Genomic DNA, 23,959 nt, shown 5'->3' on the forward strand with positions numbered 1-23,959 from the left:
CTGGTTGCTTTCGCGGCGGGATGCTTTACGCTGGCGGTTACCTTCCAGAACAATAAGAACAGGCTTTCCGATGAGCCAGAGTTTCAGCCCACTTCGCAAGTTCGTTTCGCCTGAAATCATCTTCGGTGCCGGTTGCCGGCACAATGTCGCCAATTACGCCAAGACCTTCGGAGCACGCAAGGTACTGGTGGTCAGCGACCCCGGTGTGATCGCCGCCGGCTGGGTGGCGGATGTCGAGGCCAGCCTGCAGGCCCAGGGCATCGACTACTGCCTGTACACCGCCGTTTCACCCAACCCACGGGTCGAAGAAGTGATGCTCGGCGCCGAAATCTACCGGCAGCACCACTGTGACGTGATCGTCGCCGTCGGTGGTGGCAGCCCGATGGACTGCGGCAAGGCCATCGGGATCGTGGTCGCCCACGGGCGCAGCATCCTCGAATTCGAAGGCGTGGACATGATCCGCGTGCCCAGCCCGCCGCTGATTTTGATCCCGACCACCGCCGGCACCTCGGCGGACGTGTCGCAGTTCGTGATCATTTCCAACCAGCAGGAACGCATGAAGTTCTCCATCGTCAGCAAGGCGGTGGTACCGGACGTGTCGCTGATCGACCCGCAAACCACCCTGAGCATGGACCCGTTCCTGTCGGCCTGCACCGGCATCGATGCGTTGGTGCATGCCATCGAAGCCTTCGTGTCCACCGGCCACGGCCCGCTGACCGACCCCCATGCGCTGGAGGCCATGCGCCTGATCAATGGCAACCTGGTGGAGATGATCGCCAACCCCACCGACATCGCTCTGCGCGAGAAGATCATGCTCGGCAGCATGCAGGCGGGGCTGGCGTTCTCCAATGCGATTCTGGGTGCAGTGCACGCCATGTCGCACAGCCTGGGCGGGTTCCTCGACCTGCCCCATGGCTTGTGCAACGCGGTGCTGGTGGAGCACGTGGTGGCGTTCAACTACAGTTCGGCGCCGGAGCGCTTCAAGGTGATTGCCGAGGTCTTCGGCATCGACTGCCGTGGCCTCAACCACCGGCAGATCTGCGGGCGCCTGGTGGAGCACCTGATTGCCCTGAAGCACGCCATCGGCTTCCATGAAACCCTCGGGCTGCACGGGGTACGCACCGCGGACATCCCATTCCTGTCGCAGCATGCGATGGACGACCCGTGCATCCTCACCAACCCCCGCGCGTCGAGCCAGCGTGATGTCGAGGTGGTCTATGGCGAGGCCCTCTGACGAGCAGCAGCGGGCGCTGGCGGGGCTGCTGGGGCTGGGCGACCACTCAGCACGCAAAAGCCACTACCCGGAGCTTTCCGCCCGCCTGGACGAGCTGGAGGCTGAGCGCAACCGCTACAAGTGGCTGTTCGAAAACGCCGTGCACGGGATTTTCCAGGCCAGCCTGCAAGACGGCATGCGTGCCGCCAACCCGGCGCTGGCGCGCATGCTCGGCTACGACGACCCACAGGCGGTGCTGTTTTCCCTGACGGACCTGGCCGCCAACCTGTTTGACGGCGGTGCCGAGGAGTTGCAGGCGATAACCGCGATCCTCGCCCGCGAGCGCAGCCTGCACGGCTACGAAACCCGTTTGCGGCGCAAGGATGGCAGCCATCTCGATGTACTGATGAACCTGCTGCTCAAGCCCGGCCAGGAAGGGTTGGTGGAGGGGTTCGTCGCCGACATCACCGAGCGCAAGCTGGCTCAGCAGCGCCTGCAACAGCTCAATGACGAACTGGAGCAACGGGTTGCGGCGCGCACCGATGAACTGCTGGAGGCGCGTGATGCCGCAGAGGCTGCCAACCGCAGCAAGGACAAATACCTCGCCGCCGCCAGCCATGACCTGCTGCAACCGCTGAACGCCGCGCGCCTGCTGATCGCCACCTTGCGCGAGCGGCCCTTGCCAGAGGCCGAGCATGTGCTGGTGGAGCGTACCCACCAGGCCCTGGAGGGCGCCGAAGACCTGCTGACCGACCTGCTGGACATTTCTCGGCTCGACCAGGCCGCGGTCAAGCCGGACGTGGCTGTGTACCGGCTCGACGAGCTGTTCGCGCCGCTGGTCTCGGAGTTCAGCTCGGTCGCCGATGCGGCAGGCCTGAAGCTGCATGCACGCATAGCCGACTACGCCATCAGCACCGACCTGCGGTTGCTGACGCGCATCCTGCGCAATTTCCTCAGTAACGCTTGCCGTTACACGGACGAGGGGCGAATCCTGCTCGGGGCAAGGCGCCGCGGCGGCCATTTGCGGCTGGAGGTGTGGGATACCGGGCGGGGCATCGCACAGGATCGGCTGCAGGCCATTTTTCTCGAATTCAACCAACTGGACGTTGGCCGCGCCGCCGATCGCAAAGGCGTGGGGTTGGGGCTGGCCATCGTTGAAAGGATCGCCAAGATCCTCGGTTACCGGATCGAAGTGCGCTCGTGGCCGGGGCGTGGTTCGCTGTTCAGCATCGAGGTCCCGCTGGGCAAAGAGGTGCCGCTGGCCGTTCATCAGGCCGTGCCGCTGCCAAGCGTCGGCAACCCGCTGCCCGGCCGCCGCCTGCTGGTGCTGGACAACGAAGTGAGCATCCTTCAGAGCATGGGCGCGTTGCTAGGGCAGTGGGGCTGTGAAGTGGTGACCGCAACCGACCAGGAAGGTGCCTTGCTGGCCTTGCAGGAACGGGCCCCGGAACTGATCCTGGCCGACTACCACCTGGACCACGGCGTGGTGGGTTGCGAGGTGGTCAGGCATTTGCGTGAACACTTCGCCGCGCCGATACCGGCGGTGATCATCACCGCCGATCGCAGCGATCAATGCCGGCAGGCCTTGCACAAGCTCGGCGCGCCACTGCTGAACAAACCGGTAAAGCCGGGGAAACTGCGCGCAGTGTTGAGCCAGTTGCTGGGGTAGTTCGCCCAAGTAGCGGCGCGAGCTTGCAGCTACGGCTATTGATCGTTGGCCAGCAACTTGTAGGTACTGGGCGCCACGCGCAGGAATTTGGCGGCGGCGCCCTTGTTGACGTTGTAGCCGCCTGCGCCGCTGTGCGCGTCACGGGCATAGTTGGCGATGGTGGTGCCGATGGCTGTCTTCATGAAGAATTCGAAACCGATCCGATACTTTTCGACCAGCTCTGGCCCATCCGGGCACATGACCCGGCGGTGCTCGGAGGTGAGCTCCTGAAGCTCGAAAGTATCTCCCAGAGCGCCATTACGGGTTTCCAGGGCAAGCGATTCGTACAACGTCATAGGGGTTCCTTGGTAAAAGGGCGGCCTGCTCAGCCAGGCCGCCTGAGTCTATCTGCAAAAACCTTGCAAGTGGCCGGTATTCAGAACACGCGAACGGCACCGGCAGCCACGGGCAAGTACAGCCAGGCCTCTGTCACCGGCTTGCCTGAAGCTGCCTCCACCGCTTTGGCGTAGGCCTGCAACTGCCCAGTATGCGCTGCCGCCAGCCGTTGCCATTGTGCTTCCGGTGCCGGGTTGGATTTGTGGTCGATCAGTACCCAACCCTCCTGGGTGGCCAACAGCAGGTCCATACGGCCATCCAGCACCTGACCGGTCTCCAGCACCTGTTGTACCGGGTACTCGGCCATGGCCTCGGCTTGTGGCCAACGACTCGCAATCCAGGCATGCAAGGCCGTCACCTGGGCAAGTACCTGGCTGGCTTCGACATGTTCGTGTACTGCCAGGCCCTGCAGGAGCCGGTCGACCTGATCCCGGCTCACTGGGCGTTCCGGGTCGCTGAACGACAGGCCAAGGCTGGCATGGATCGCAGTGCCTAGCGCGCTCATGTCCGGGTTGCCTTGCAAGGTGATGCGGCTGCCGATTCGGCAGGTTTCCTGTGCACCCGCCAGCGCGCTGGCCTGGGTGGCCGAGGGTTGCACCCCGAGGGGCAAGCGGGGTACCACGCTGCCGGGGGCGGCAAACCAGTGCAGATGCTTGGCGGCGGCTGCAGCAAGGGCGGGTGCCGGGTTGGCGCTCAGCGTGCGATGCTCGGTGCGTACGGTCTTGCCACTGTTCAGCAGCAACTCCTGGGTACCCGCTTCGGTGGCCAGCCATGGCGCCTGAACGCAGTCCAGCCACGGCCCGGTCATTTTCTTGTTCGAGCGCGCTATCACCAGAAAATCGCGGGCGCGGGTCATACTCACGTACAGCAGGCGTTTGGCTTCCTCCACAGCCTCATCGCGGCACGCCTTGGCAACCGGGGTTTTGCCGATGGTTTCCGCCAGCGGCACGTTTTTCTGCTTGCCCAGTGGCCATGGCCAGTAACGGATAAAGCGGTCGCGCAACGGATCTTTCGGGTCCAGGGCACTTTCGGATCGCGCCGAAACCGACCACAGGCGCTCGCCAACGTCCCGCGCCAGGTCCATCAGGATGACCACGGGCCATTCCAGGCCCTTGCTGGCGTGGTGAGTCATTACCCGGACCGCGTCCAGGGCCGGGGTGGCCAGCGCATCGTTGCCCGCGTCGGCGGTTTGCCCCAGCCAGAGCACCAGCCCGGAAATCGATGCCGCCCCCAGCCCATTGCGGCAGAGGTCTTCGTAGCGCTGCGCCAGTTCGAGCAACGCGTCGAGATTGGCCAGGCGCTTCTGCGCCTGTGCCGGCGTGGTCGACCAGCCCGTTACGCAACTGGCCAAGTCGCATTCGGCGATCAAGCGCTGCAACGCCTCGACCGGGTTCAGCAAAGGCAGGTCGGCACGTAGCCGAGCCAGTTCGGCGACCAGCGGATGCGCTGCATGCGCATCGACCGCCTGTTCCCGCCATTGGTTTTGGGGGTGGCCGGCGTCCAGATAGCGCAAGCGCTCTGCAACCCAGCTTTCCGGTGCTTCGGCGCCGGTCATGGAGACGATCTGGGCGGTGGCCAGGGTATCCGTCGGGTCATTCAACCGGCGCAAGCAGGCTAGCGCCAGTGTCGCTTCTGGCGTTGCCAGCAGCCCGGGCTGGGCCGTGGAGCAGGGCAGGCCTGCGGCGGCCAAGGCCGCAGCCACCTTGGCCACATTGCTGTGGGAGTAGCAAAGTACGGTGATATCGCCAGCCTGCAGGTCACGGACCTGTTGGGTGGACTTGTCGAACACCTGGTAGCGGCTTTCGAGCAGTTGGCCGATCCCTTGGGCAAGTGCGCTGGTCTGCTGCTCGGCATTGCTGCCTTCGAGTATCCAGTTGGCAAAGGCGGGCCCGCCAAGCGGGTCTTGTCGAGTCGGCGTGAGCCGGACCTCGTCGGCGGACAAGCTATTGCCGAACGCCTGGGTGAACACTTCGTTGGTCAACTCGACAAGCTCGGGGCGCGAGCGCCAGGACTTGGGCAATACCTCCTTGACCCCACCCATGTCGGGCAAAGCGCCGAGGATGGCTTGCATCAATGCGCAGTCGCTGCCACGAAAACCGTAGATCGCCTGTTTGATATCGCCCACCCAGTAAACCCGCTTGGCGATGCGGGCAAGCTTGAGGAAAATCGCCAACTGCATGGGGCTGGTGTCCTGGAATTCGTCAACCATCACCAGGTCCAGTTCCTGTTCCAGCACCTCGATGACTGCAGGGTTGTCCAGCAATTTCAGCAATGCATGTTCCTGGTCGGCGAAGTCCAGCACGCCCAGTTCGATCTTGTTGCGGCTGTACAGTTGCAAGGCGTCGATGGCGAGGTCGAATAGCTGCGCCAGGTACTCCCTCAGGTCGGCGTGCAGGCGCGGATGTTCGGCATAACGCTGGACCGTTTCGGTGACGCCGGCCACCAACGGCGTCAGTTTGGCCTCCGGTGCCGTTTTCGCCAGCTTTGCCCAGTCACTCCAGCGGGCATTGCCTTGCTGCAGTTCACGCTGGAAGTCCTTGAGCAAGGTTATGTACGTTGCTGTTAGCTTGACCTTGCTGTTGGCGCCTTGCAGCAGCGCAAGCACCTCTGGCAGGGTGCGCAGCAGTTCACCGTCCAGATCGCTGCTGGTTGCGCTGGGGAAATGCGTAAGCAAGTCCTTGGCGTTTTGCGCAGCGAAATCGCGTGCGCGCTTAAGGTCGATGTCATTGCTGCGCAGTTGATCCAGCAGTCGGCGTAGTGCGTCTTGCCAGCTGTCACTCGGCAAGTCGCTCTGCTGCAGGGTAACCTCCAGGCCCAGGCGTCGGCTGATGGCAAGGAAAACCTCCATGCGCGCACCGTCAAGGACGCTATCGACGGCCTGGTTGAGCAGCACCTTCGCCTGGTCTTCTTCCAGCACGCGCTGTTGCGGTGGCATGCCGGCTTCAAAGGCGAAGTGTTCGAGCAACTGGCCACACAGGCTGTTTACCGTACCGATGCGTGCCTGCCCCATTGCGCTGGCCAGGCCGACCTGGCCCTGGTCGAGCAGGTGGCTGCGTACGCGCTCGCGCAGCTCGGCAGCAGCTTTGCGGGTGAACGTGGTGGCGATGATGCCCTCAGGCTGCACCTGTTGGCTGGTCAGTTCCTGGTACAAAAGCTCGGTAAGCCGGTAGGTCTTGCCGCTGCCAGCGCCTGCGCTGATGAAGGTGATGCGCGGGTTGTCGGACATGCTCATTGCTCCCATCCAGCCAAGGTCAGGTAGTCGTTGTAGGCTTCCTTGAGGTATTCCATCGCCAGCGCCTGCTCTGGAGGCTGGGACGCCTCGTCTTCCTCGATGCCTTGCAGCGCCAGTTCGAAGTGGCCATCGGCAATTTGCTCGTGCCGCCATTTCCAGGCTTTGACAAAGGCCTGCCATAGCTCGCGGGTGTTGCCTGGGGGGTTGGCAGGCACCTGTTGTGCATCGCGGAACACGCGGTCGTCCGGTGTCAGCAAGCGCGCAGGCTCCAGAATGAAATACGCCACGGATGGCAGCGAGCCCGTCTGCTGCCGCAGCAGCTCGGCATAGATCGCCAACTGCAGATGGCGGTTGGCCTGAAGTTGTTCGGGGTACTTCTTGCCACCGGCCCACTTCATATCGACTACCGCACGCTGCTCGTCCGTGGTGGTCACCACCAGGTCTGCCGAGCCTGCCAACGCACCACCCTCGAAGGTTCCGGCCAGTGGTTGCTCGGTCGTGACAGCCACGACCTTGGCCTTGGCGAAGTGACTGCGCAGTTGAATCATTGCGCGATGCACACGGTGGCGCAGCGTCGCCAGATCGGTGCCACGGCCGCCCATCAGCAGAACGGCCCCTTCCTCAAGCACCACCTGCTTGAAGTGCGTGGTGAACCAGGCATCGAACGCGTCAGCGGACATTGTCAGCGCGTCCGGCGCGTTGAACAAGCGCTCGGCCAGGCGGTGAGCGAGCGCGCCATTCAACCGATAGCTGTCGCTCAAGCTTGGGCTGTTGCCGGACTGGATCTTGGCACCGTACTGCAGCAGCCAGTGGTAAGGGTTGAACAGCAGCAGGTTCAGGCTTGTGTACGAGGCTTTTTCGGGGGCGGCCAGTGGGGTGCCAGCAGGCAATTTCCACCAGCGCTTGCGTGGCGGCAGCGCGTGCAGGGCTTGCGCCTGGCAGAGCGGGCCAGGCACGCGCATGAGGTCCTCCAATGCTTGCACCTGTGGCTGGTTGACGACGGTTTCGATCAGTTGCCAGAGCGGGTGGGCTTCTTCCTGGGGCGGTGCCAGCACCAGTGTCAGTTGCCGCCGTGCCGCCAGAACCGGACGTAGCCAGTCCTGGGCTGCCTGGGCCAGTTGCGCGGCGCCGTCGGGCAAGGCAACACCCAGGCCCGCCCATTGGCGGCGTTCAGCGTTGGACCACGGGGAGCGTGTCGGCAGCGCCGGCATGGCCAGGTTCCACCAGGTCACGGTGTCCACCGGTTCAATGGCTGCACCTGGGCGTGAAACCGTCAGATAGGCACCGGCCTGTGCCTTCAGCAGCGGGTTGTCCGAACCCGTTGCAGTCGCCTGCTCGATAACCTGTTGCAACTGCCGCGGGCGCAGGTATTCGACGCCTTGCCATTCAAGGGCGGCCAGTGCCTGCAGCGTCGCCTCGCATTGGCCATGGCCGGCCTGGGCTGCATGGCGCTGCGCGGGGTCCTGGTGCCCCAAGCGTGCTTGGAAGAACGCTTGCAAGCGCTGAACGCGCACTTGCACTTCGCTCAAGGCAGCGCCCTTGTCTGGGGCGAAGGTGGGGGCTTGCAGCCAATGTTCGATGGACGTGCGAACACTCTGCGCGTCAGGGCCGTAATATGCGCTGATGCGCTCTAGCATACGGTCCCATTCGGCCCCGACTATGCCGGGCATGCTGGATATCTTGCTTGCCAGCTGGCGGCGGGCAAACAACCGTACAGGGCTGATCGGATGGCTCAGGAACTGCAGCAGTGCCGGGTAATTGAGCGGTGCCCAGAGCAGTTCCATGGCCAGGGGCAACACCTGCAAGGCGGGCCGCAGCAGGCTGCTGCCGGTGAGGCCATGCCGGGCCTGGTTCGCACCTGCCAGGTGGCTGTCCAGGCAGCTACCGTCGGCCGTGGCCACCAGCAGCGTCTGCGGGCCCTGGGGCAATGTGCGGCTGAGCCAGGTAGCGGCCAGCGTGCGGGTCTGTGCTTGGACCAGCCGGACGCTACCGTCATCCTGCCAAGGCACGGGGCCTACGGGCGTGCCTGCCACACTGCTGCGCAACGCCGCCTGCAACTGCCCGAGAAAGCCGGGTGCGTCACCTGAAGGGGAGGGTAGCTGCGCGCGTGGCAGCCGTTGCAGCACCCGTTGCCAGGCCAGCGGGTACACCTCCCATGCATCGCTGAGGTACAGGTTGGTAATGCCGGTACGGCGCGTTGCCAACGCTTCGGCCACCCGCTGCAGGCGTTGCCCTGTGGACGCTGGCACGACCTCGCGAGCATCGGCTTCGACCTCGGCGAGGTCGTTGATCCGTTGGCTGGCAACGGCACATGGGCGCCCGTCCCAGCCGTGGAGGTACAAGTCGTCGCGCCATGCCAGCAAGGTGGCGGCCACGCCCAGTTGGTCGGCGCTGAAGCTGGCGTGATAGAAGCGTTGCCCGTTATCGCACTGTGCCAGGCAAGCACGGTACGCTGCTGCGCGCTGTGCCGCACAAGGGCGCAGGGCCAGCAGGCCCAGCTGGCCTTCGAGGATGTCCAGCAGCCCCTGTGGCCCGACCGTCAGGGCGCCTAGCCGATTGCCAGGCTGTGTGGCCCGCTGACCGTCGAGTTGCATTCCAAACGTGATGAGCATTTCAGGCACTTTGACGCTCCTTGTAGCCAGCGCACCACGTGGGCGGTAGTAACGTTGGCCGGTGGACAGGTTTGTTCCATTCTGTGAACCGGGGGCGACAACTTGTGTCGCAGCCCGCTCGCTGGCCGGCAGGTGATTGGCGTGACGGCTTGGTTGGCTGGGCGTCCGGGCTGGTGGTCAGGGGCTCAGCCGTTGACCACCGGGTAGCAGGCGTCGCCCCAGAGCGTGTCGGGGTTGTCGAGCATCAGCAGGATGATCACTGGCACCAATTTGCCCAGCAGCTTGGTGCAGTCGCGCAGCTGTGTGCGATTGACGCTGCCGTTCCAGGTCGCACCACCGTGCATCAGTTGATTGCGCAGGGTGTAGATGCGGTTGAACAGCACCCCCAGAACCTTGGCCGTATCACGCTCCGCCAGTGCCTGGTGGGCGGCGCGCTTGCCGTTGCGCAAGCGTTCCTCCCACTCGGCTTCGCTGATCTTGCCGTTCTGGAATTCCCAGAAGCTCTGGAACACATAAGGGTTGTCCAGCAAGGCGCGGATGCTGCCAGAAAATTCCGACCACACCAGCTTCTCGATGACATGCTCACTGTCCAGCACGCAGAGCTTGTGCAGGAAGGCCTTGAATGCCTCTTGCTCGGACAACCGATACTGCTCGTCGATATCCGTGGCATAGGCGGCGTTGAAGGCGATCCACAGGAAAACGAAGCGGCCATCGACGTCGTCGGCCTGCTCGGCGCGCTGCAGCCAGCTCAGGGCCCGGTGTATGCGAATCGCCAGGTTGGGGTGATGGGCGTCGCGTTCATTGCGCTGACGAGTCTTGAGCGACTGGTAGTCCATTGCGTTTGCTTCCTTGGCTTGGGGCAATGCTGGCTGGGAGGCCGTATTCGCAGGGCAGGGCCCATCAGGTAAGTTGTGGCTATAGGCTATCATTCATTGCGGCCATGGCTCTACTCGGTGGCCGGGCTACACCTCTTCGTCATCGGCGACACCGCCAATGATGCGTGTAATGGTCTGAAGCATTTGCTGTTTGAGTGTGCTGACGGCTTCTGCGCTGTCCTGGAGCAGATGCTGCTCATTGCGCAAACGTGCAATCTGCTGTTTGAGAGCGTTACGCCGCTGTTCAGGCAACCCCTGCGCGACCGGCACAAGCTCGTTCATGGCCGCCAGCAACTCCCGGTTAGTGGCCGCTGCAGCACTGTTGTGGGCAATGATCGCATCCAGTACCCGCGCGCACGCCAATCGCTTCTGGGTACGCTTGGGTTGCCTGTCCAGCGTATCGAGCCATGCGCGTGCGTCATCCCCAGCGATGAGCTGGCCATTGAGCTTGCCCAGCGGCGCAGCCCAGGCCATCAGGCCGGCGCGGGCGATGCCTGCGCGGTCGAGTGCTTGCGCTGTGCTGTTGAGGATTGCCTGGATGCGGAGCCGCGGCACCAGGTCCGCCTGGGTCACGACGAAGAAGATTGGCTTTGAATGCTTGAGGCTGCACAGAAACTCGATGTCATTGTGGCGAATCGAGCCATTCTTGGCGCTGAGCAGCCAGACCACATGATCGGCCTCGGCCAGCTGGCGACGGGCGACCTGTGCATCGCTGTTCACGTCGTTGTGGCCGTCGGCCTTGCTGTAGCCGGGGGTATCCAGGAAGGCCAGCCGTTGCCACAGACCAGGCAGCTGGATCATCAGCAGGCGCAGGATGTGGGCGAAACCGACTGCGATGTCGGCGGTTTTCTGGTAGCGCTGCTGAAACGCATGGGTGATTGCCTGCAACGCGCGGCGGTCGAGTGCCACTTCCTGGGTAAAGGCGTTCAGCGCAGTGATTTTCTCGCGCTCACCCCGCACGATGTAGCTGGGTATTGCAGTGGTGGGTTCGAGCGACTCCGGTAACAGGTCCACGCAGAGCAGGCTGTTGAGAAAGCGCGACTTGCCAGCACTGAAGCTACCACCGATGCCGATGACCGTCTTGTTGGCCAGGTCGGGGAACGCAACCAGGTCTTCCAGTGACTGCTCCAGTGCTATCAGCTCGCGATAGGCTTGTGCTTGAGCCGGATAGGCGTCACGCGCCACGAGGTCGACGAAGCGCTGGTGAATCAATTGATGCAGCTGGTCTAACTGCTGCAGCTGTTGGCTGGGGTGCTTGTGATGGGGTTGAGCGATGAGTCGGGCGATCAGTTGCAGGCCCAACGCTGAATCTGCCAGGTAAGGATTGGTCGCTGCGGCTTCGGCGGCCTTCAGTTCTTCGAGGGAGAAGCTGAAATCGAGGGACATTTGAATCTCTTCTTGTACCGGACGACCGACCCGGCCCCGGGCTTTTGCAAGGCATGCGCAGCGGTGTGGGCCGCTGCGCACATCAAGATCACAGCGAGGCCAATGCCTGGGTTACCGCCAGATGGGCTGCGCTGAGCTGCTCGATAGTCTGTTCCTTGTTGGCGATATCCTTGCGCAAGTGGGCCAGGCTTTGCTGGATATCGCGGCTCATGTTGCCGACAAAGGTCTGGCTGGTGCTTTCCAGGCTGCGTTCGATGGCGTCTACCTTGGCCTGCACTTCGTTTTCGAGGTCGCGAATGATCGCGCTCACAGCCTCGCGCTGGGCGTCCTTGAGGCCGTTGATTTGGCTTTCCGAGACGCGATCGCTGCCAAACGACTTGATGATCTTGCTGCCGTAGTCCTTGTTGCCGAAGTTGACGTTGGGAATGGTGATGCGGCGCAGGCTTTTGTTGACTTCGGCAAGCATCAGCTCGGCATCGAAGTCGGCACTGCCAGTGTCGAACAACGCCATGGCCGCAACCCCGACGTTACGACGCAGCTCATCGAGATCGACGCAGTCGATGATTGCCTTCTGCAGGGCCTTGGTGGTCTGCAAGGCAAAAATCTCTACCTGTTCGATGGCGTCCTGGGCGCTGGCGTAGACGGTCACCACATCGCGGTAGCGGGTTTCCCAATCGTGGCCGAACAAGCCACCGAACCACGAAGTATCGACTTGGTAGCTTTCGGTGGTCGTCTCTCTCACCACCTGGATGCGCGAATATTTCTGCGCTTGTTCTCGCATATCGGTACTGAGCAAGGCGAACTGTTGGCTGGCCTTGACCAACTGTTCATCGAACACGGCTTCGAGCCGTGCTTTGCCGCTTTGCAGACGACTGAGCATGTCCTGCTCGGTGAGTGCCAGCGCGCCCAGGTCACCGTTGCGCACTTGGTCGCTGCGCGCCTGCAGGGTGATCGCGATCTGTTGCAGGCGTTCTCGGGTACCGTTGCGCACACCCTCGATGAGCTCATGCTCCTTGTCGGCAAGTAGCTGATGCTTGCGTTGGTGCTGGGCGAGGATCTCCTCGCGCAGGGCGGGGATGTTGGACAATTGGCGCAGGCTGTCCGGCTCGAAGGCAAAACCGGTTGCGCTGCACAACTGGTCGAGTTGCTCCTGGTCTTCTTCGGACAGCGTGTCGAAATGCTCGGCCACCAGCCAAGCCCAGCTGGAAATGAAGCGAGGTGCGGCTTTTCTGACAGCACCCAGGATGTGCCGGGTCTTGTTGTCCTGGTCTGACTGGTTGATCTGCGCATCCAGCGTCAGGCTGGCCTGCTCGGTCATTTTCTTGTCCAGCAGCTGCAACATGGCCGCCGTGCGAGCCGCCGCGCGTTGTTCAGGCGCAAAGCGCTCGGCCAGCTTGCTGGCCGCCACGCCGATACTGCGGTCCTGGCGCAGGGCAAGATCGCGCTGCGAGCCCACCAGAAACACTGCCTTGCTGTCGATACCCGCTTCGGGCAACTGTTCGCGCAGCACGGACATGTCGGAGGACGTGAGGAACTGGCTGACTGCCGAGAGCAGGAAGATCACATCGCACTGGCCCAGGAAGCGGCGGGTGATCTGGCCGCGGGAAACCACCGGGTCGTTGAAACCAGGCGTATCGATGACCTCCAGACCCTGCAGGCGTTGGTCGTCGACATGCAGCACAGACATCTTGGTGATGGCGGTGAAGCGCCCGCCGCTGCCGACATAGGCTTGCAGCGCGAATGCCAGGTCTTGCGCACCGCCAGCGACTTCCAGTACCTCGGTTTTACCCAGGTACTGCTGCACATCGAGGCCCTGCCTGCGGGCCATTTCCACTAGCTCGCGTGAGGAGCGGATAGCTTCGGGGACCTGGCGATCGATTTCCTGTGCGGTGTAGACCCGTGGTGCCTGCAACGCCTTTGCGAAAGGGCTGTCTGACTTCGATGCCTCTTTCAGCTTGCGTTCTGCTTCGGCATAGGCGCTCGGATACTGGTTGGCACGTTGCTCGATGTCGGCCCAGTCGCTGGGGCTGTAGAACATGACTTCAGCCTTGGCCTGGGGCGCGTACACGATCTTGGTCAACGCGGCGGTCATCGGCGTGTCGGCCTTGGGTAGCAGATCGCGGCCGAAGAAGGCAGCGTTGAGGAACGACGATTTACCGGCTTTCATCTGGCCGACCACGGCGATACGCAGGGCGCGACCTTGCTCGCGGTTTGCAACGAGGTTTACTTCGAGCCCGTCGAGCAGCTCTTTCAAACTGCTGAATTGCTCGGCGTCGATGACTGCGGCATGCGGGGCCAGCGAAGCTGGCGAGAAGCGATTTGAGGTCATTTCGTATTACTCTTGAACAGAAAGTCCCACGCCCCGGTACTCAGGAAAGGGTTACTTTTGGCGTGATGCTCCTGGAGTAGCGTGGCCGCCTCGGCATGCTTTTGTGCTGCCGCCTTGGCAAGCCAACTGGTACCGTGCACGGAGTTTTTTCTCAGCCCATCACCGCTCAAATAACGGCGGCCAAGTTCGAACTGGGCATCTGCTTCACCGGCTTCGGCAGCTTTTCGGTATGCCTTTATGGCTTTGTCCAGGTTCTGAGCTACACCAAGCCCTTTTTCATACAGCACCCCCAGGGCGTACCGGGCGGCCGGGCTACCCCGTCGGGCTGCTTGGCGGATAACGTAGAAGCGTGCTTCAAGGTGACCTTGCGCGGTCGCCTTTTCGAACCAGCGCAATGCTTGCTGCTCGTCTTGCGCGACCCCCTCACCAAGCACATGGCAGAGCCCCAGGTTGTACTGGGCCTCGGCGTGCCCTTGCTCGGCGGCCATGAGGTAGCAGGCGACGGCGAGCTCCGGGTCCTGTTTCACACCTACACCGTTTTCATAGCAGACACCCAGGTAGAAATGCGCCTCGACATGACCCTGGTCGCTGGCCTTGCGGTACCACGCTGCCGCGAGGCGTTCGTTGGTACATACGCCCAGCCCTAGCTCGTAATAGGTGCCCAGGCGCAACTGTGCCGTGCCATTTCCCTGTTCAGCAGCCAGCAGGAAGCACTCGGCGGCTGCGTCGTACTCACCTTCTTCGTGCAGATGCAGGCCCTTGCTATACAGCTCATCGGTGCTCAGCGCATCGATCGCCAGGTCGCCGATGATCTGCGCGATGGTTTCGAGCATTTCGCCCTTCAAGGCGGTGAAGGCATCGACAAGCTCGGCAAAGACTTTCTGCTGGGTGCGCTGTTCCTGCAGCAGGACCTGCAACGTTGCCCGTTCGGCCTGCGGCAGGCTGCCCTGCAAGGGCAGCAGGTTGTTGAACAGCGTCAGTGTTCTGCGGCTGTTGGCCAGGTTGTCCTGGTTGTGGCGAATGTAGCCATCGAGCACACGTTCGCAGGTGCGTCGGTGCTGGGTGTACTTGGGCTCGTCGTCCAGTTGTCGAAGCCACGCGCGCACATCGTCGCCCGCCACTCGCGTACCGTGTTCGACGCCCAACGGCGCGGCCCAGGCCATCAGGCCGGCACAGGCGATGCCGGACGCCTCGATCGCTTGTGCGGTACTTTGCAGAATCGTGTCGATAGACGAGCTGCTGACCAGGTCTGCCTGGGTGATGACGAAAAAGATCGGCTTGGCATGATCGAGGCTGCGCAAGAACGCCAGGTCGTCCTGGCGGATCGAACCATTCTTGGCGGTGAGCAGCCACAGCACATGATCGGCTTCGCTTAGCTGCTTGAGGGCGATGCTTTCATCGGTTTGCGCGTTACCCTGGCCATCGGCTTTGCTGTAGCCCGGTGTATCCAGGAAGGCCAGGTTGTTCCAGGGAAAGCGCGAGCAGTGGAGCATCAACAGCTTGAGCACATGAGCAAACCCGAACGCCTCGTCGAGGCTTTCGCGGTAGTGGCTGCTGAATGCGTGGGAGATGGCCTGCAGCCCTTCGTGGTCCAGGCGAATCTGCTGGTTGAAGGTATTGAGCGCAATGATCCCGTCTTCGCCATGGCTGATGAAACTGGGAATCGCCGTGGTCGGCTCCAGAGCCTCAGGCAGCAGGTCGATGCCGAGTAGCGTGTTCAGCAGGCGCGACTTGCCAGCACTGAAACCGCCGCCGACGCCGATCACGGTCTTGTTGGCCAGATCGGGAAACAGGCACAGATCCTGGAGTGACGCTTCGAGTGCCTGCAGCTCGCGCAAGGCCATGGCTTCGCCAGGGTAACTGCCCTTGGCTGCCAGCTCGATAAAACGCTCATGGATAAGCCGATGCAACGCTGCCGGCAGTGCGGTTCGCCCCTGGTCGAGGCCGGGGTGTGCCTGAGCGACAAGGCTGGCAATCAGTTGCATGCCTTTGGCGGCATCGCTCAGGTAGGGGTTGGTGGCGGCCGATTGGGCAGCCTCCAACTCATCGTCGGGGAAGTTGAAATCAAGCAACATCAGCGCTGATCTCCTCTGGCTGGACATGTGGCTGGCTGCGTTGCTCGAGTAGACGTGCGACGCGGTCGAGCGCTTGCTCGGCCTTGTGTCGGGCCTGCTGTTTGCGCTCGCGGTCTGCGCAAAGCTGTTGTTCGATACGCGCCAGGTTTTCCCGTTGTGCGGCCAACTGCATGGCCAAGCGGTCGCGCATGGCGTCGACGAACTGCCGGGCATGCTGGTCAAGTGTGTCAGGGATCACTCCTTGCAGCTGGCCAATGACGGCTTCGATTGCATTATTGGCTTTGCTTTCGGCTTCGCTCTCCTTGTTGCTGCGCGATGCGAGCAGGCCGAGCAGGCCGCCAACCACCCCACCGACCAGGGTGCCGACCAATGGCACCATGGAGCCGATCGCCGCGCCCGCTGCAGCGCCGGCTGCGGAGGCCCCAAGGCCATCTCCGGGCGCCTGCCCGGTTGGGCCATCAGCGGACAGTTGCGGCCCTTCGAAGGCGCCGAACTCGATATGCTTACCCAGGCGCTGGCAGGCCTCTTTCAGGCGCGGAGTCAGGGTTTGTTCAATGGCCAACTGGCAAGCATTACGGGCATCGGCGCTGAGCAACGGCCCGATGCCTTGGCCAGCCAGCAGAATCTGCTTGTAGGCCTGGCGACGGCTGCGCAGATAGCTATTGACGGTCGCCAGCACTTGCTGGCTGATCGGCCCGCGGCAATCGCGCAACAGGCTGTCCTGTTCTTGCGCGTGGTTTTCCTCAAGACGGGCCATGCCCTTGTCGAGGTTCTTCTGTTGTTGGAGCAACTGCTCAGCGCCGGTGTCCATCGCCAGTTGCTGGCGAACAAGGCGTTCGGCCTGATGCAGCAGCCTCTCGATCTGCGCCGCGAAGCGATCGCGGAACAACGTTGCCTTCTGCGCTTCGAGGCTGGCGAGCAAGTCCTCGAAACCGCTCAAGTCGCCCTCGCGCGCAGAGCAACCACGCGCCGGCTGGTCCAGGCCGGCCTGCTGGGCGAGCGACTGGCGCAGCGCTTCGCGCTGTTGGCGGCTGTTCAACGCCTCCTGGCAGACCAGCAGGGAAAACGTCTGCCCGAGGGAGCGTTGCCGATCGATGAAGGCCAGCTCGTCGATACCCACCTGGCTGAGACGGTTGACACAGAGGATGCACGACACCGCCTCACCGATGTACTGCTCGAGCGCCCGCTCATGCTGGCCGTTACTGGAGCCCAACCCGGGCGTGTCGACCAGCACCACGTCCGGGTGGCGGGCGAGGGCGGCGTTGCTCAGGTGCAGTTCCACGAACAGCGGCGGGTGAGTGGCACTGCGTGAGTCGCTGAGCAGTGACGGGTAGGCACTCAGCGGTTTTTCCTCACAGCGAACGCGACCGGTCTGGCTATCGTCCAGCCAATGTATCAGCAGCTTTTCCTCGCCGGGTTCGGCGTAGTGGAATTCGGTGGCCAGGCTGGTGCAGGCGCCAAGGTCGTGCGGCTGAATCTCTTCGCCCAGCCAACAGTTGAGCAGGGTCGACTTGCCTACACTGAACTTGCCAATCAGCGGGACCTTGAGATGGAAGGCGCTGATGTGTTGGCGCAACGTATCGATCTCGCCTGCAAAACGCCTGGGCAGAATATTTTCGTCCAGCAGTGCGTCCAGCTCCTGCAGCTGCCCCAGCCAGTGGTCCTTGTACTGGCTCAGGTCACTGCTGCGCACCCTTGTAAACCCGGCGGCCTTCAGGTGGTAGAGCAGCTCGGCAAGGAAGTCCCAGGCAGGAAGCTGCGTGGCGGCGTCGTACCCCCAGTGAGCACGTACATCGACATCATCCGTTGGCGCCGTACCCGCGCGCAGGTCGAGCAGCCAGAGGGCTGTCGGGTTCACCTGTTCCGCCTGGGGCAAAGCGGCCAATTGCCGGGTGAGTGCCTGCAGGTTGGCTGGCTGCTCGGCCAGTTGGCTGCAGAATTCACCGACCTGTACGCTGCGAGCATCGACCTGCAGGCACATTTCCTTGAGGCTGTTCAGCTCGCGGACGCTCCACTGGCCGTCGGTGAGGCAGAAAAAATCGTTTGCCAGGCAGCTCAGGCGCAGCGCGACGGGCAGCTCGCAGAGTGCCTTGCCGTCGACCTGGCGCCTGTTGGGGTGCAGTAGCCAGTCATGCAGGCGGCTGCTGCGCTCCAGCGCATCAAGGCGGTCTTCATGAGCGCTCAGGCGGTCGCGGAGTTTGCAGTAGACACCGGCCAGCGAGCGGTAAACGCGGCGCAGATCCTGATTTTGACGCTCGCCCAGTCGCTGTACCTCGGTGAAGGCGCCGTTCAGGCGGTTCTGCAAGGTGCAGGCGAATTCCAGGGTTATTGCGCCCTTTTCCTGCACTGCCGCTACCAGGCGCAAAGCGGCGAATTGTGCCTGGGCCAAGTCGCGATCGTTCTGCGCCGCCAACTGCTGGTTCTTGCCGGTGATAGCGCCCATGAAGCGCGACAGCAAGCCCTGTTCGCGCAGGTGGGTGGCCCGTGCACCGACAGGCGAAAGGGTGGTAAGGGCGTCCAGCACCGTAGTCTCGACCGCCCGGCGATTATTGCGGTTCTGTGCCAGGAAATCGTCGACGGCCGTTTCCAGTTGGCGGCGTTCGATGTCTGCTAGCAGCGTAGCGTTGTCCAATGCCAGCTGTTCGAGTGCGTGAGGGGTGTCGTCGGCGGCGATGTCGAGTTTCTGCTTGAGGTCGTCTTTGCGCACTTGCTGATCGAAAGCCTGAACATCGCCCACGGTCTGGCTGTGTTTGCGCTGCGCCTGGTAAAGCGTGTCGTTGATTTTGCGTTCCTGCTCGGCGGCCAGGCGGGCGCGCTCCCACAGGGCTTCGTACTGGGCTTCGTTGTCAAGGAACAACTGCATGTGACGGAAGATTTGCAAGCCGTCGGCATAGCCCTGTTCCATGCGCCTTGCCGCGCCGTCATTGGAGAAGTCGAGGGTAGCGCTGATACCGCCCAGGCCGTTGGCGGGAATCACCGGCAAAATGCGCACGCCAGGATAGTGGCGTGGGTCGATGCTCAGGTCATCGGGTGACAGGTACACCACCACGATGGTGTCGCAGCCCGCTTCGATCAGTGGTCGAAGCGGCGTGTTATCGACGTGCTTGTGTGGCAGCCCCCAGTAGAATCCGCCATCGGTGTAGATGCTGTCACCTATGGCGACCTCATCGAAGATCAGGGGCAGGGCGGCAGTACCGAGCAGCATTTGCGCTGCAGTCTGGTTGTCGCGTACCGGAAGGTAGTCGACCCGGTTGGCAGTGCAATTGTGCAGTGCCACGGTCAGCGGCAGCGCGGAGCAGGCCAGCGCCCCGGCGTCCAGGCCTTCGGCAATCATGCTTTTCAGGCCATCTTGCTTGAACAGGCCCTTGGTGCTCAGGAAGTGGCTAAGTAGCGGTGAGATCACACCGCTGGCGGTAAGCAGTGCCAGGCGGGAAGTGAGGCCCGGCAAGTCCTGTATCGAGAGCATGTTGCGGCTTTCGATGTTCAGCCACATCGCTTTGGCCTGCTCGAATTTGTCCTGGGCAAACATGGCGCCGTTGAGCCCCCCTACCGAGGTGCCGGAGATGGCGCTCAACTGACTGTCCAGGCCCAAATCGCGCAAGGCCTGCCAAACGCCAATCTGATAGGCGCCTTTACCACCGCCGCCAGACAGGGTGAGGCCAAGTTTCCTGGGGGTCATGCTCTATTCCTTGAAGTTGTCAATGGCGCACCATGCGCTCAGGCCAAGCATTGCTCAGGTGCGTACGCGGCAGCGGCGCGGCGTAGCGTATCGCCGATCTGTTGGCGTAATTGCGCGGGTGCCTGTACCACCACAGCGTCACCTAGCGACAGCAGCCACCAGTGCAATTGCCAGGTGTTGTTGACCGTTGCCTCAAGGCGGAAGCCTTGCTCCCAGGGTTCGAGCGTCATGTCCGTGCTCAGTGGGGTTTCACGAATCAGGCGTGCCTGGCGCTCGCTCACCCAAGCTTCCAGGCAGATCTTCTCCGGATTGCCGAACTGCAAGGCATCCGTGGCAAGGTAACTGTGCAGTTCGAACGACTCCAGCCCCTGGCAGGGCGAGTCGAGCAGGGTCACCTCGCGGAAACGGTGCACCGCGAATTGGCGGACATCGGTGTAGGGGGCAGCAGTGGCAATGAGGTAGGTGATCAACCCGCGCTGAACGATCGCCAGCGGGTTGAGTGTGAGGTCGCTTTGCTTGTCATTGTGCGCCGAATAATACTGGCAACGGATCTGCTGCTCGCTGATCAAGGCCTGTTGCAGGGCTTCCAGCGTTTCTGCCTGAACCTGCGGCGCTTGCATGTTGAAATCCGGCCGCACGCTGGCCACTTTGTCTGGCCAGCGGGCGGCCGGGTTGCCGTCGCCCAACCCCTTGAGCTTTTGCCGTGCGTGCTCGAAGCGTGGTTCCAGCACACTCAACATGCTCCCTGGCAACAACGGGCGAACGGCATCCTCGACCAGCGCCAGGCTGACGGCTTCAGTCAAGGTGATACCTTGCAGCTCGACACTTACCCCTGGCTTCCAGTACCAGCCGGACGGCGTACCCCCTTCGTTGCGCTGCAACGGGAACACCAGGGACAGGTCATGCAGATCGCGCTCGATGCTGCGCCTGCTGATGACGTAGCCCGCATCGGTCAGGCGGGCCAGCAGTTCCGTCACCGTGCTGCCGGGGGCACGTTTTGGCAGCTGGCGCAGCAGCTCCCATTGGCGGCTCAGCGCGGTATGGGTCTTGGCTGAAGGCAAGAGTGTCTTCCTTGTGGTGGTAGGGCTGGCTTATGGCCAGCAATGGCGGCTAGTCTGCCTATCGGCGCCAAACCTGCAACCTTTAATTCGTCCACTGCGTAAAGCCGATGGGGCGTTGCTGCGCCGTGGCTTTCAAGCGGCATTCGGCAATCAACGCCGTGGCCAGTTCATTGGCGTTGGCAAAGGGTTTGAATCGGCCGCGTCGGGCAACCGCAGCGAAGTCACCGGGGGTCAGGCAGGCTTCGCCGCGCAGGCGAGCGGCGGCGGCATGCTGTGGATCCTTCAGCGCCAGCGCCTTGAGGTGTGCGCTGAACAGCGCCTGGATCTGGGCGCTTTTCAGGTAGCCGAAATGCACCTTGAGGTCGAAACGGCGCAACGAGGCTTCATCCAGATCGCTCATCAGGTTGGTCGAGGCGATGAACAGCCCTCGGTAGCTCTCCATTTGCGTGAGCATCTCGTTGACCGCCGTGACCTCCCAGCTCTGACGTGCCTTGCGCCGGTCCTGCAGGAAGCTGTCGACTTCGTCGAGCAGCAGAACGGCCTGTTCTTGTTGGGCCCGATCGAACGCTTGCGCCAGGTTCTGCTCGGTCGTGCCCACGTAGGGCGATACCAGGTCCGAGACACGCTTGACCATCAGCGGTTTGCCCAGTTGTTGCGCCAACCAGTGGCCAAACGCGGTTTTGCCGGTGCCTGGCGGGCCGTAAAAGCACAGCCGGGCCTCAGCGTCGGCGCGTAGCCCGTCGACCAGCCCGTCAAGGGGCTGGTCGGTGTTGATCCAGGCCGGGGAATAGAACGCGGGCAGAGATTGCTCGTTGCTTTGCAGCTTGTCGAAGCCTTGTGCTTTCAAGGTGGCGTTCACGACGCAACGAATGGTGTTGTCCAGCATCTTGCTGGCGCGCGGGGCCACGCTACGCCCCACACGTACCGCCCGGTCCAGCACGGCAGGAGTGACCTGCTCATGTGCGCTGAGGTGTTCCACCAAGGTATCGCCCAGCTTGCCCGCGCCACATTCGCGCAGTATCTGCTGGCGCTGCGCCAAGGGCGGGTTCGGCACCTCGATCACCAGGTCGAAGCGACGAATATGGGCAGCGTCTATGTCTTCGATGCTGTTGCTGAGCCAGAAGCACGGCAGCGTGTTTTCTTCCAGCATGCGGTTGATCCAACCCTTTTGCGAGCGCTTGCCGGTGTCTGCACTGGCGGCCTGGAAGATGTCTTCGATCTCATCCAGCACCAGCAGGGCGGATTGCGTTTGCAGCACACTGTTGGCCGCGCGCAGCGAGCACAGGCGCTGTTTTGCCGACACCGGGTCGCCGTGGCTGTCGGTGCAGGCCACTTCATAAAGCGCACAGCCCAAGGTGTGGGCGAGTAGCCTGCTCAGCTGGGTCTTGCCGGTACCAGGAGGGCCGTACAGCAGGATGTTCACGCCTGGGCGCGGTTTGGCCAGGACGCTGCCCAGGTAGCGCTCGGCGATCAGCAATTGCTGGCTGACATGGCCGTAGTGCTCAGCCGTCAAGCTGCCAGGCGGGCTCAAGCGAAACGCGTAGGCGAACAGTTCCAGTGGGGTACCCTGGTTGAAGCGCAACCGGCCAGGCAGCTCCTGGTTGCTCACCGACAACATCGAGCTCAGCGCCATTGCGGCGCGGTTGCTGGTGCTGATTTCCAGCAGGCCGGTGCGCAGCAGCGGGCTGTTGTGTGCCAGGCAGGCTTCCACGGTCGCAAGTGGCAAGCCGAGGAGCACAGACAGCACTTTCACTGCCTGCTTGAACCCCAGCATGCCCAACTGGTCGGTGGCATCGCTCAGGGTCGGGTCACAGTGCAGCAACACGCAGAAGCCGAGTACCTGAAGATCCGCTTCGGAAAAGCTCAGCAACGCCCCCAGGGCTTCGAGGTTGGCCGCCAGGTTATCCGGGTAACCTACCTGTGGATGCTCGGCGGTGAACGCCCGCGCGCTCCTGCGCAAGGCCGCCAAGGCAAGGGCAGGCTTGTAGTGGTCATCATCGACCCACTTTTCGATGCCCAGCTCATGCCCCAGGTCATCGTCGTTCAGCCCGTGGCGGCCGATGAACGTACGATGCGCCCCAAGGTCCAGGAGCAGTTGGAAACTCCACTTCAGGGACAGGGCGCAGGTATCGACAGTGCGACGGCTGTCGAAGGCGAAGGGGTGCAGTCGAGAACCCATGATGAACATCCTGATGCTGTGGGGGGCTCAGGGTCTGGGGGGCGATGGTCAGAATGTGTCGTCTTCGGCGCTGCGCACTCCACCACAGCCGACCGCAAACTAACCAAATAGAGCAATCGAACACGGGTGCGAAGTTTGGATCCATCGGCAAATAAAAATTTTCCATTCGGTCAGTTTGCATGAAGTTAGCAAACTAACTAAAGCGGCCTTAAATACCGCTAGTCGGTAGTTTCGCTCAAACAATGAACGATTTTCCGAGCCGTGGCTCTTATTTGCCAGCAGCGCTGCAGTTCTGTTGAATTGCACGTTGCGCCTTCCGGCTGTCGTCAAGGGACGTTCAAACCTCATCTGCATCGCAGGGATGCACATGGGGCTTTTTTTTACTTTTGACAATGGAGTAACGCCATGCCCAACCGAGGCTCAACGGTTGAGCCGCCGTGTGCAATGCAATCACCATCCGCTGTTTAAGTTAACGATATGAATTGGGTCTTGCCGTGCGACCACGCCATACGCACGCCTATTGCTAGGCCCTCTAGCGCTAATGCATTACGTGGAGAATTCGACGTGGAGTTTAATACAATTATTAGCCTGTTCGGGCAGAAAGAATCCATGGAATTGGTGCGGCTGTCGGTCATTTATGTCCATTTACTGGCCTGCTGCATCGCCATCGGCCTGGTATTTGCCAGTGATGCCGAAATGGTCAGGGACTTGTTGAAAGGCCGTCATCAGGCCGGCCATGACGGTCAGCACATGGCGCGTTTGCAGACGTCAGTGGCCAATGCCTTGATATTCTTGTGGCTCACCGGGGCTGCCGTAATTGGTATCGACTACCTGGAGAAAGGTATCAACTACTTTGCCAACCCCAAACTTCACGCAAAGATCATTATTGTTCTGTTGCTGACATTCAATGGCATGTTGTTGCACCGTTATGTATTGCCTGCCTTGCTCAAGGCCGGCTCTTTGCTTGACCTCAACGTCGGCGTGCGCATGTTCGCACTGTTCTCTGGTGCATTGTCAGGTGTGTCCTGGTTATATGCGGCGATGCTGGGTGTCGGTCGGCCGCTGGCCTGGAAGTACTCGCTGACCGAGTTGTTGCTGGCCTATCCGGTCATGATCCTGCTCGGCTTTGCCGTGATGGCTGCACTGACCCAATGGGCACGAAAACGCACGATTGCCAAAGCGACGCGAGCACCTGTCTGGCCGCTGGCGGGCATTCCTTGCTGATTGCCTGAGCAACCCTGTGAAGGCGCCGTGAATCGATTACAAGGTTCGCG

Annotated in this window: 13 protein-coding genes; 3 read left to right on the top strand and 10 right to left on the bottom strand. The window is 62.2% G+C overall.

Going from position 1 to position 23,959, the window contains the following annotated elements:
- The first annotated feature begins 70 nt into the window (after positions 1–70).
- Both ercA and ACNFBR_RS16210 read left to right on the top strand, forming a co-directional pair.
- Entirely contained in the window at positions 71–1,234 is a 1,164-nt protein-coding gene (gene ercA, locus ACNFBR_RS16205; protein WP_416735848.1) for an alcohol dehydrogenase-like regulatory protein ErcA, read from the top strand.
- Complete coding sequence (locus ACNFBR_RS16210) at positions 1,218–2,882, top strand: NahK/ErcS family hybrid sensor histidine kinase/response regulator (RefSeq protein WP_416735849.1); 1,665 nt, start codon at positions 1,218–1,220, stop codon at positions 2,880–2,882. The genes ercA and ACNFBR_RS16210 overlap by 17 nt, the downstream gene beginning before the upstream one ends.
- A 35-nt stretch (positions 2,883–2,917) precedes the next feature.
- Here the strand turns inward: ACNFBR_RS16210 and ACNFBR_RS16215 are convergent, their stop codons facing one another.
- From ACNFBR_RS16215 to ACNFBR_RS16260, 10 genes are all read right to left on the bottom strand, one after another.
- A complete protein-coding gene (locus tag ACNFBR_RS16215) occupies positions 2,918–3,217 on the bottom strand; it encodes a hypothetical protein (protein WP_416735850.1) in 300 nt (99 codons plus the stop codon).
- 80 nt (positions 3,218–3,297) lie between these two features.
- Positions 3,298–6,489 (bottom strand): UvrD-helicase domain-containing protein, encoded by a 3,192-nt coding sequence (locus ACNFBR_RS16220; protein WP_416735851.1) that lies wholly within the window; start codon positions 6,487–6,489, stop codon positions 3,298–3,300.
- Positions 6,486–9,101, bottom strand: a complete 2,616-nt coding sequence (locus ACNFBR_RS16225; protein WP_416735852.1) for a PD-(D/E)XK nuclease family protein — start codon at positions 9,099–9,101, stop codon at positions 6,486–6,488. Before ACNFBR_RS16225 ends, ACNFBR_RS16220 begins: the two co-directional genes overlap by 4 nt.
- 185 nt (positions 9,102–9,286) lie before the next feature.
- Complete coding sequence (locus tag ACNFBR_RS16230) at positions 9,287–9,937, bottom strand: hypothetical protein (protein ID WP_416735853.1); 651 nt, start codon at positions 9,935–9,937, stop codon at positions 9,287–9,289.
- A gap of 126 nt (positions 9,938–10,063) precedes the next feature.
- Positions 10,064–11,362, bottom strand: coding sequence for a dynamin family protein (locus ACNFBR_RS16235; RefSeq protein ID WP_416735854.1), 1,299 nt, complete (start codon positions 11,360–11,362; stop codon positions 10,064–10,066).
- Positions 11,363–11,450: 88 nt separating this feature from the next.
- A complete protein-coding gene (locus ACNFBR_RS16240) occupies positions 11,451–13,691 on the bottom strand; it encodes a dynamin family protein (RefSeq protein ID WP_416735855.1) in 2,241 nt (746 codons plus the stop codon).
- Positions 13,688–15,766 carry a dynamin family protein gene (locus tag ACNFBR_RS16245; RefSeq protein WP_416735856.1) on the bottom strand — a complete coding sequence of 693 codons (2,079 nt, stop codon included), beginning with the start codon at positions 15,764–15,766 and terminating at the stop codon, positions 13,688–13,690. Before ACNFBR_RS16245 ends, ACNFBR_RS16240 begins: the two co-directional genes overlap by 4 nt.
- Entirely contained in the window at positions 15,756–19,445 is a 3,690-nt protein-coding gene (locus ACNFBR_RS16250) for a patatin-like phospholipase family protein (RefSeq protein ID WP_416735857.1), read from the bottom strand. The genes ACNFBR_RS16245 and ACNFBR_RS16250 overlap by 11 nt, the downstream gene beginning before the upstream one ends.
- Positions 19,446–19,483: 38 nt before the next feature.
- Positions 19,484–20,506 (bottom strand): helix-turn-helix transcriptional regulator, encoded by a 1,023-nt coding sequence (locus ACNFBR_RS16255; RefSeq protein ID WP_416735858.1) that lies wholly within the window; start codon positions 20,504–20,506, stop codon positions 19,484–19,486.
- Positions 20,507–20,588: 82 nt separating this feature from the next.
- Complete coding sequence (locus ACNFBR_RS16260; protein ID WP_416735859.1) at positions 20,589–22,685, bottom strand: AAA family ATPase; 2,097 nt, start codon at positions 22,683–22,685, stop codon at positions 20,589–20,591.
- 609 nt (positions 22,686–23,294) lie between these two features.
- On the opposite strand from ACNFBR_RS16260, the gene ACNFBR_RS16265 reads away from it, so the two are divergent.
- Positions 23,295–23,909, top strand: a complete 615-nt coding sequence (locus ACNFBR_RS16265) for a hypothetical protein (RefSeq protein WP_416736059.1) — start codon at positions 23,295–23,297, stop codon at positions 23,907–23,909.
- The last annotated feature ends 50 nt before the right edge of the window (positions 23,910–23,959 follow it).

The sequence above is a fragment of the Pseudomonas sp. NY11955 genome, assembly GCF_048068035.1.
In the GTDB taxonomy this organism is placed as follows: domain Bacteria; phylum Pseudomonadota; class Gammaproteobacteria; order Pseudomonadales; family Pseudomonadaceae; genus Aquipseudomonas.

Bases quoted from the DNA above. Each gene is read 5' to 3' on its own strand.
- ercA (WP_416735848.1), top strand. From the start codon at position 71: ATGAGCCAGAGTTTCAGCCCACTTCGCAAGTTCGTTTCGCCTGAAATC.
- ACNFBR_RS16210 (WP_416735849.1), top strand. From the start codon at position 1,218: ATGGCGAGGCCCTCTGACGAGCAGCAGCGGGCGCTGGCGGGGCTGCTG.
- ACNFBR_RS16215 (WP_416735850.1), bottom strand. From the start codon at position 3,217: ATGACGTTGTACGAATCGCTTGCCCTGGAAACCCGTAATGGCGCTCTG.
- ACNFBR_RS16220 (WP_416735851.1), bottom strand. From the start codon at position 6,489: ATGAGCATGTCCGACAACCCGCGCATCACCTTCATCAGCGCAGGCGCT.
- ACNFBR_RS16225 (WP_416735852.1), bottom strand. From the start codon at position 9,101: ATGCTCATCACGTTTGGAATGCAACTCGACGGTCAGCGGGCCACACAG.
- ACNFBR_RS16230 (WP_416735853.1), bottom strand. From the start codon at position 9,937: ATGGACTACCAGTCGCTCAAGACTCGTCAGCGCAATGAACGCGACGCC.
- ACNFBR_RS16235 (WP_416735854.1), bottom strand. From the start codon at position 11,362: ATGTCCCTCGATTTCAGCTTCTCCCTCGAAGAACTGAAGGCCGCCGAA.
- ACNFBR_RS16240 (WP_416735855.1), bottom strand. From the start codon at position 13,691: ATGACCTCAAATCGCTTCTCGCCAGCTTCGCTGGCCCCGCATGCCGCA.
- ACNFBR_RS16245 (WP_416735856.1), bottom strand. From the start codon at position 15,766: ATGTTGCTTGATTTCAACTTCCCCGACGATGAGTTGGAGGCTGCCCAA.
- ACNFBR_RS16250 (WP_416735857.1), bottom strand. From the start codon at position 19,445: ATGACCCCCAGGAAACTTGGCCTCACCCTGTCTGGCGGCGGTGGTAAA.
- ACNFBR_RS16260 (WP_416735859.1), bottom strand. From the start codon at position 22,685: ATGGGTTCTCGACTGCACCCCTTCGCCTTCGACAGCCGTCGCACTGTC.
- ACNFBR_RS16265 (WP_416736059.1), top strand. From the start codon at position 23,295: ATGGAATTGGTGCGGCTGTCGGTCATTTATGTCCATTTACTGGCCTGC.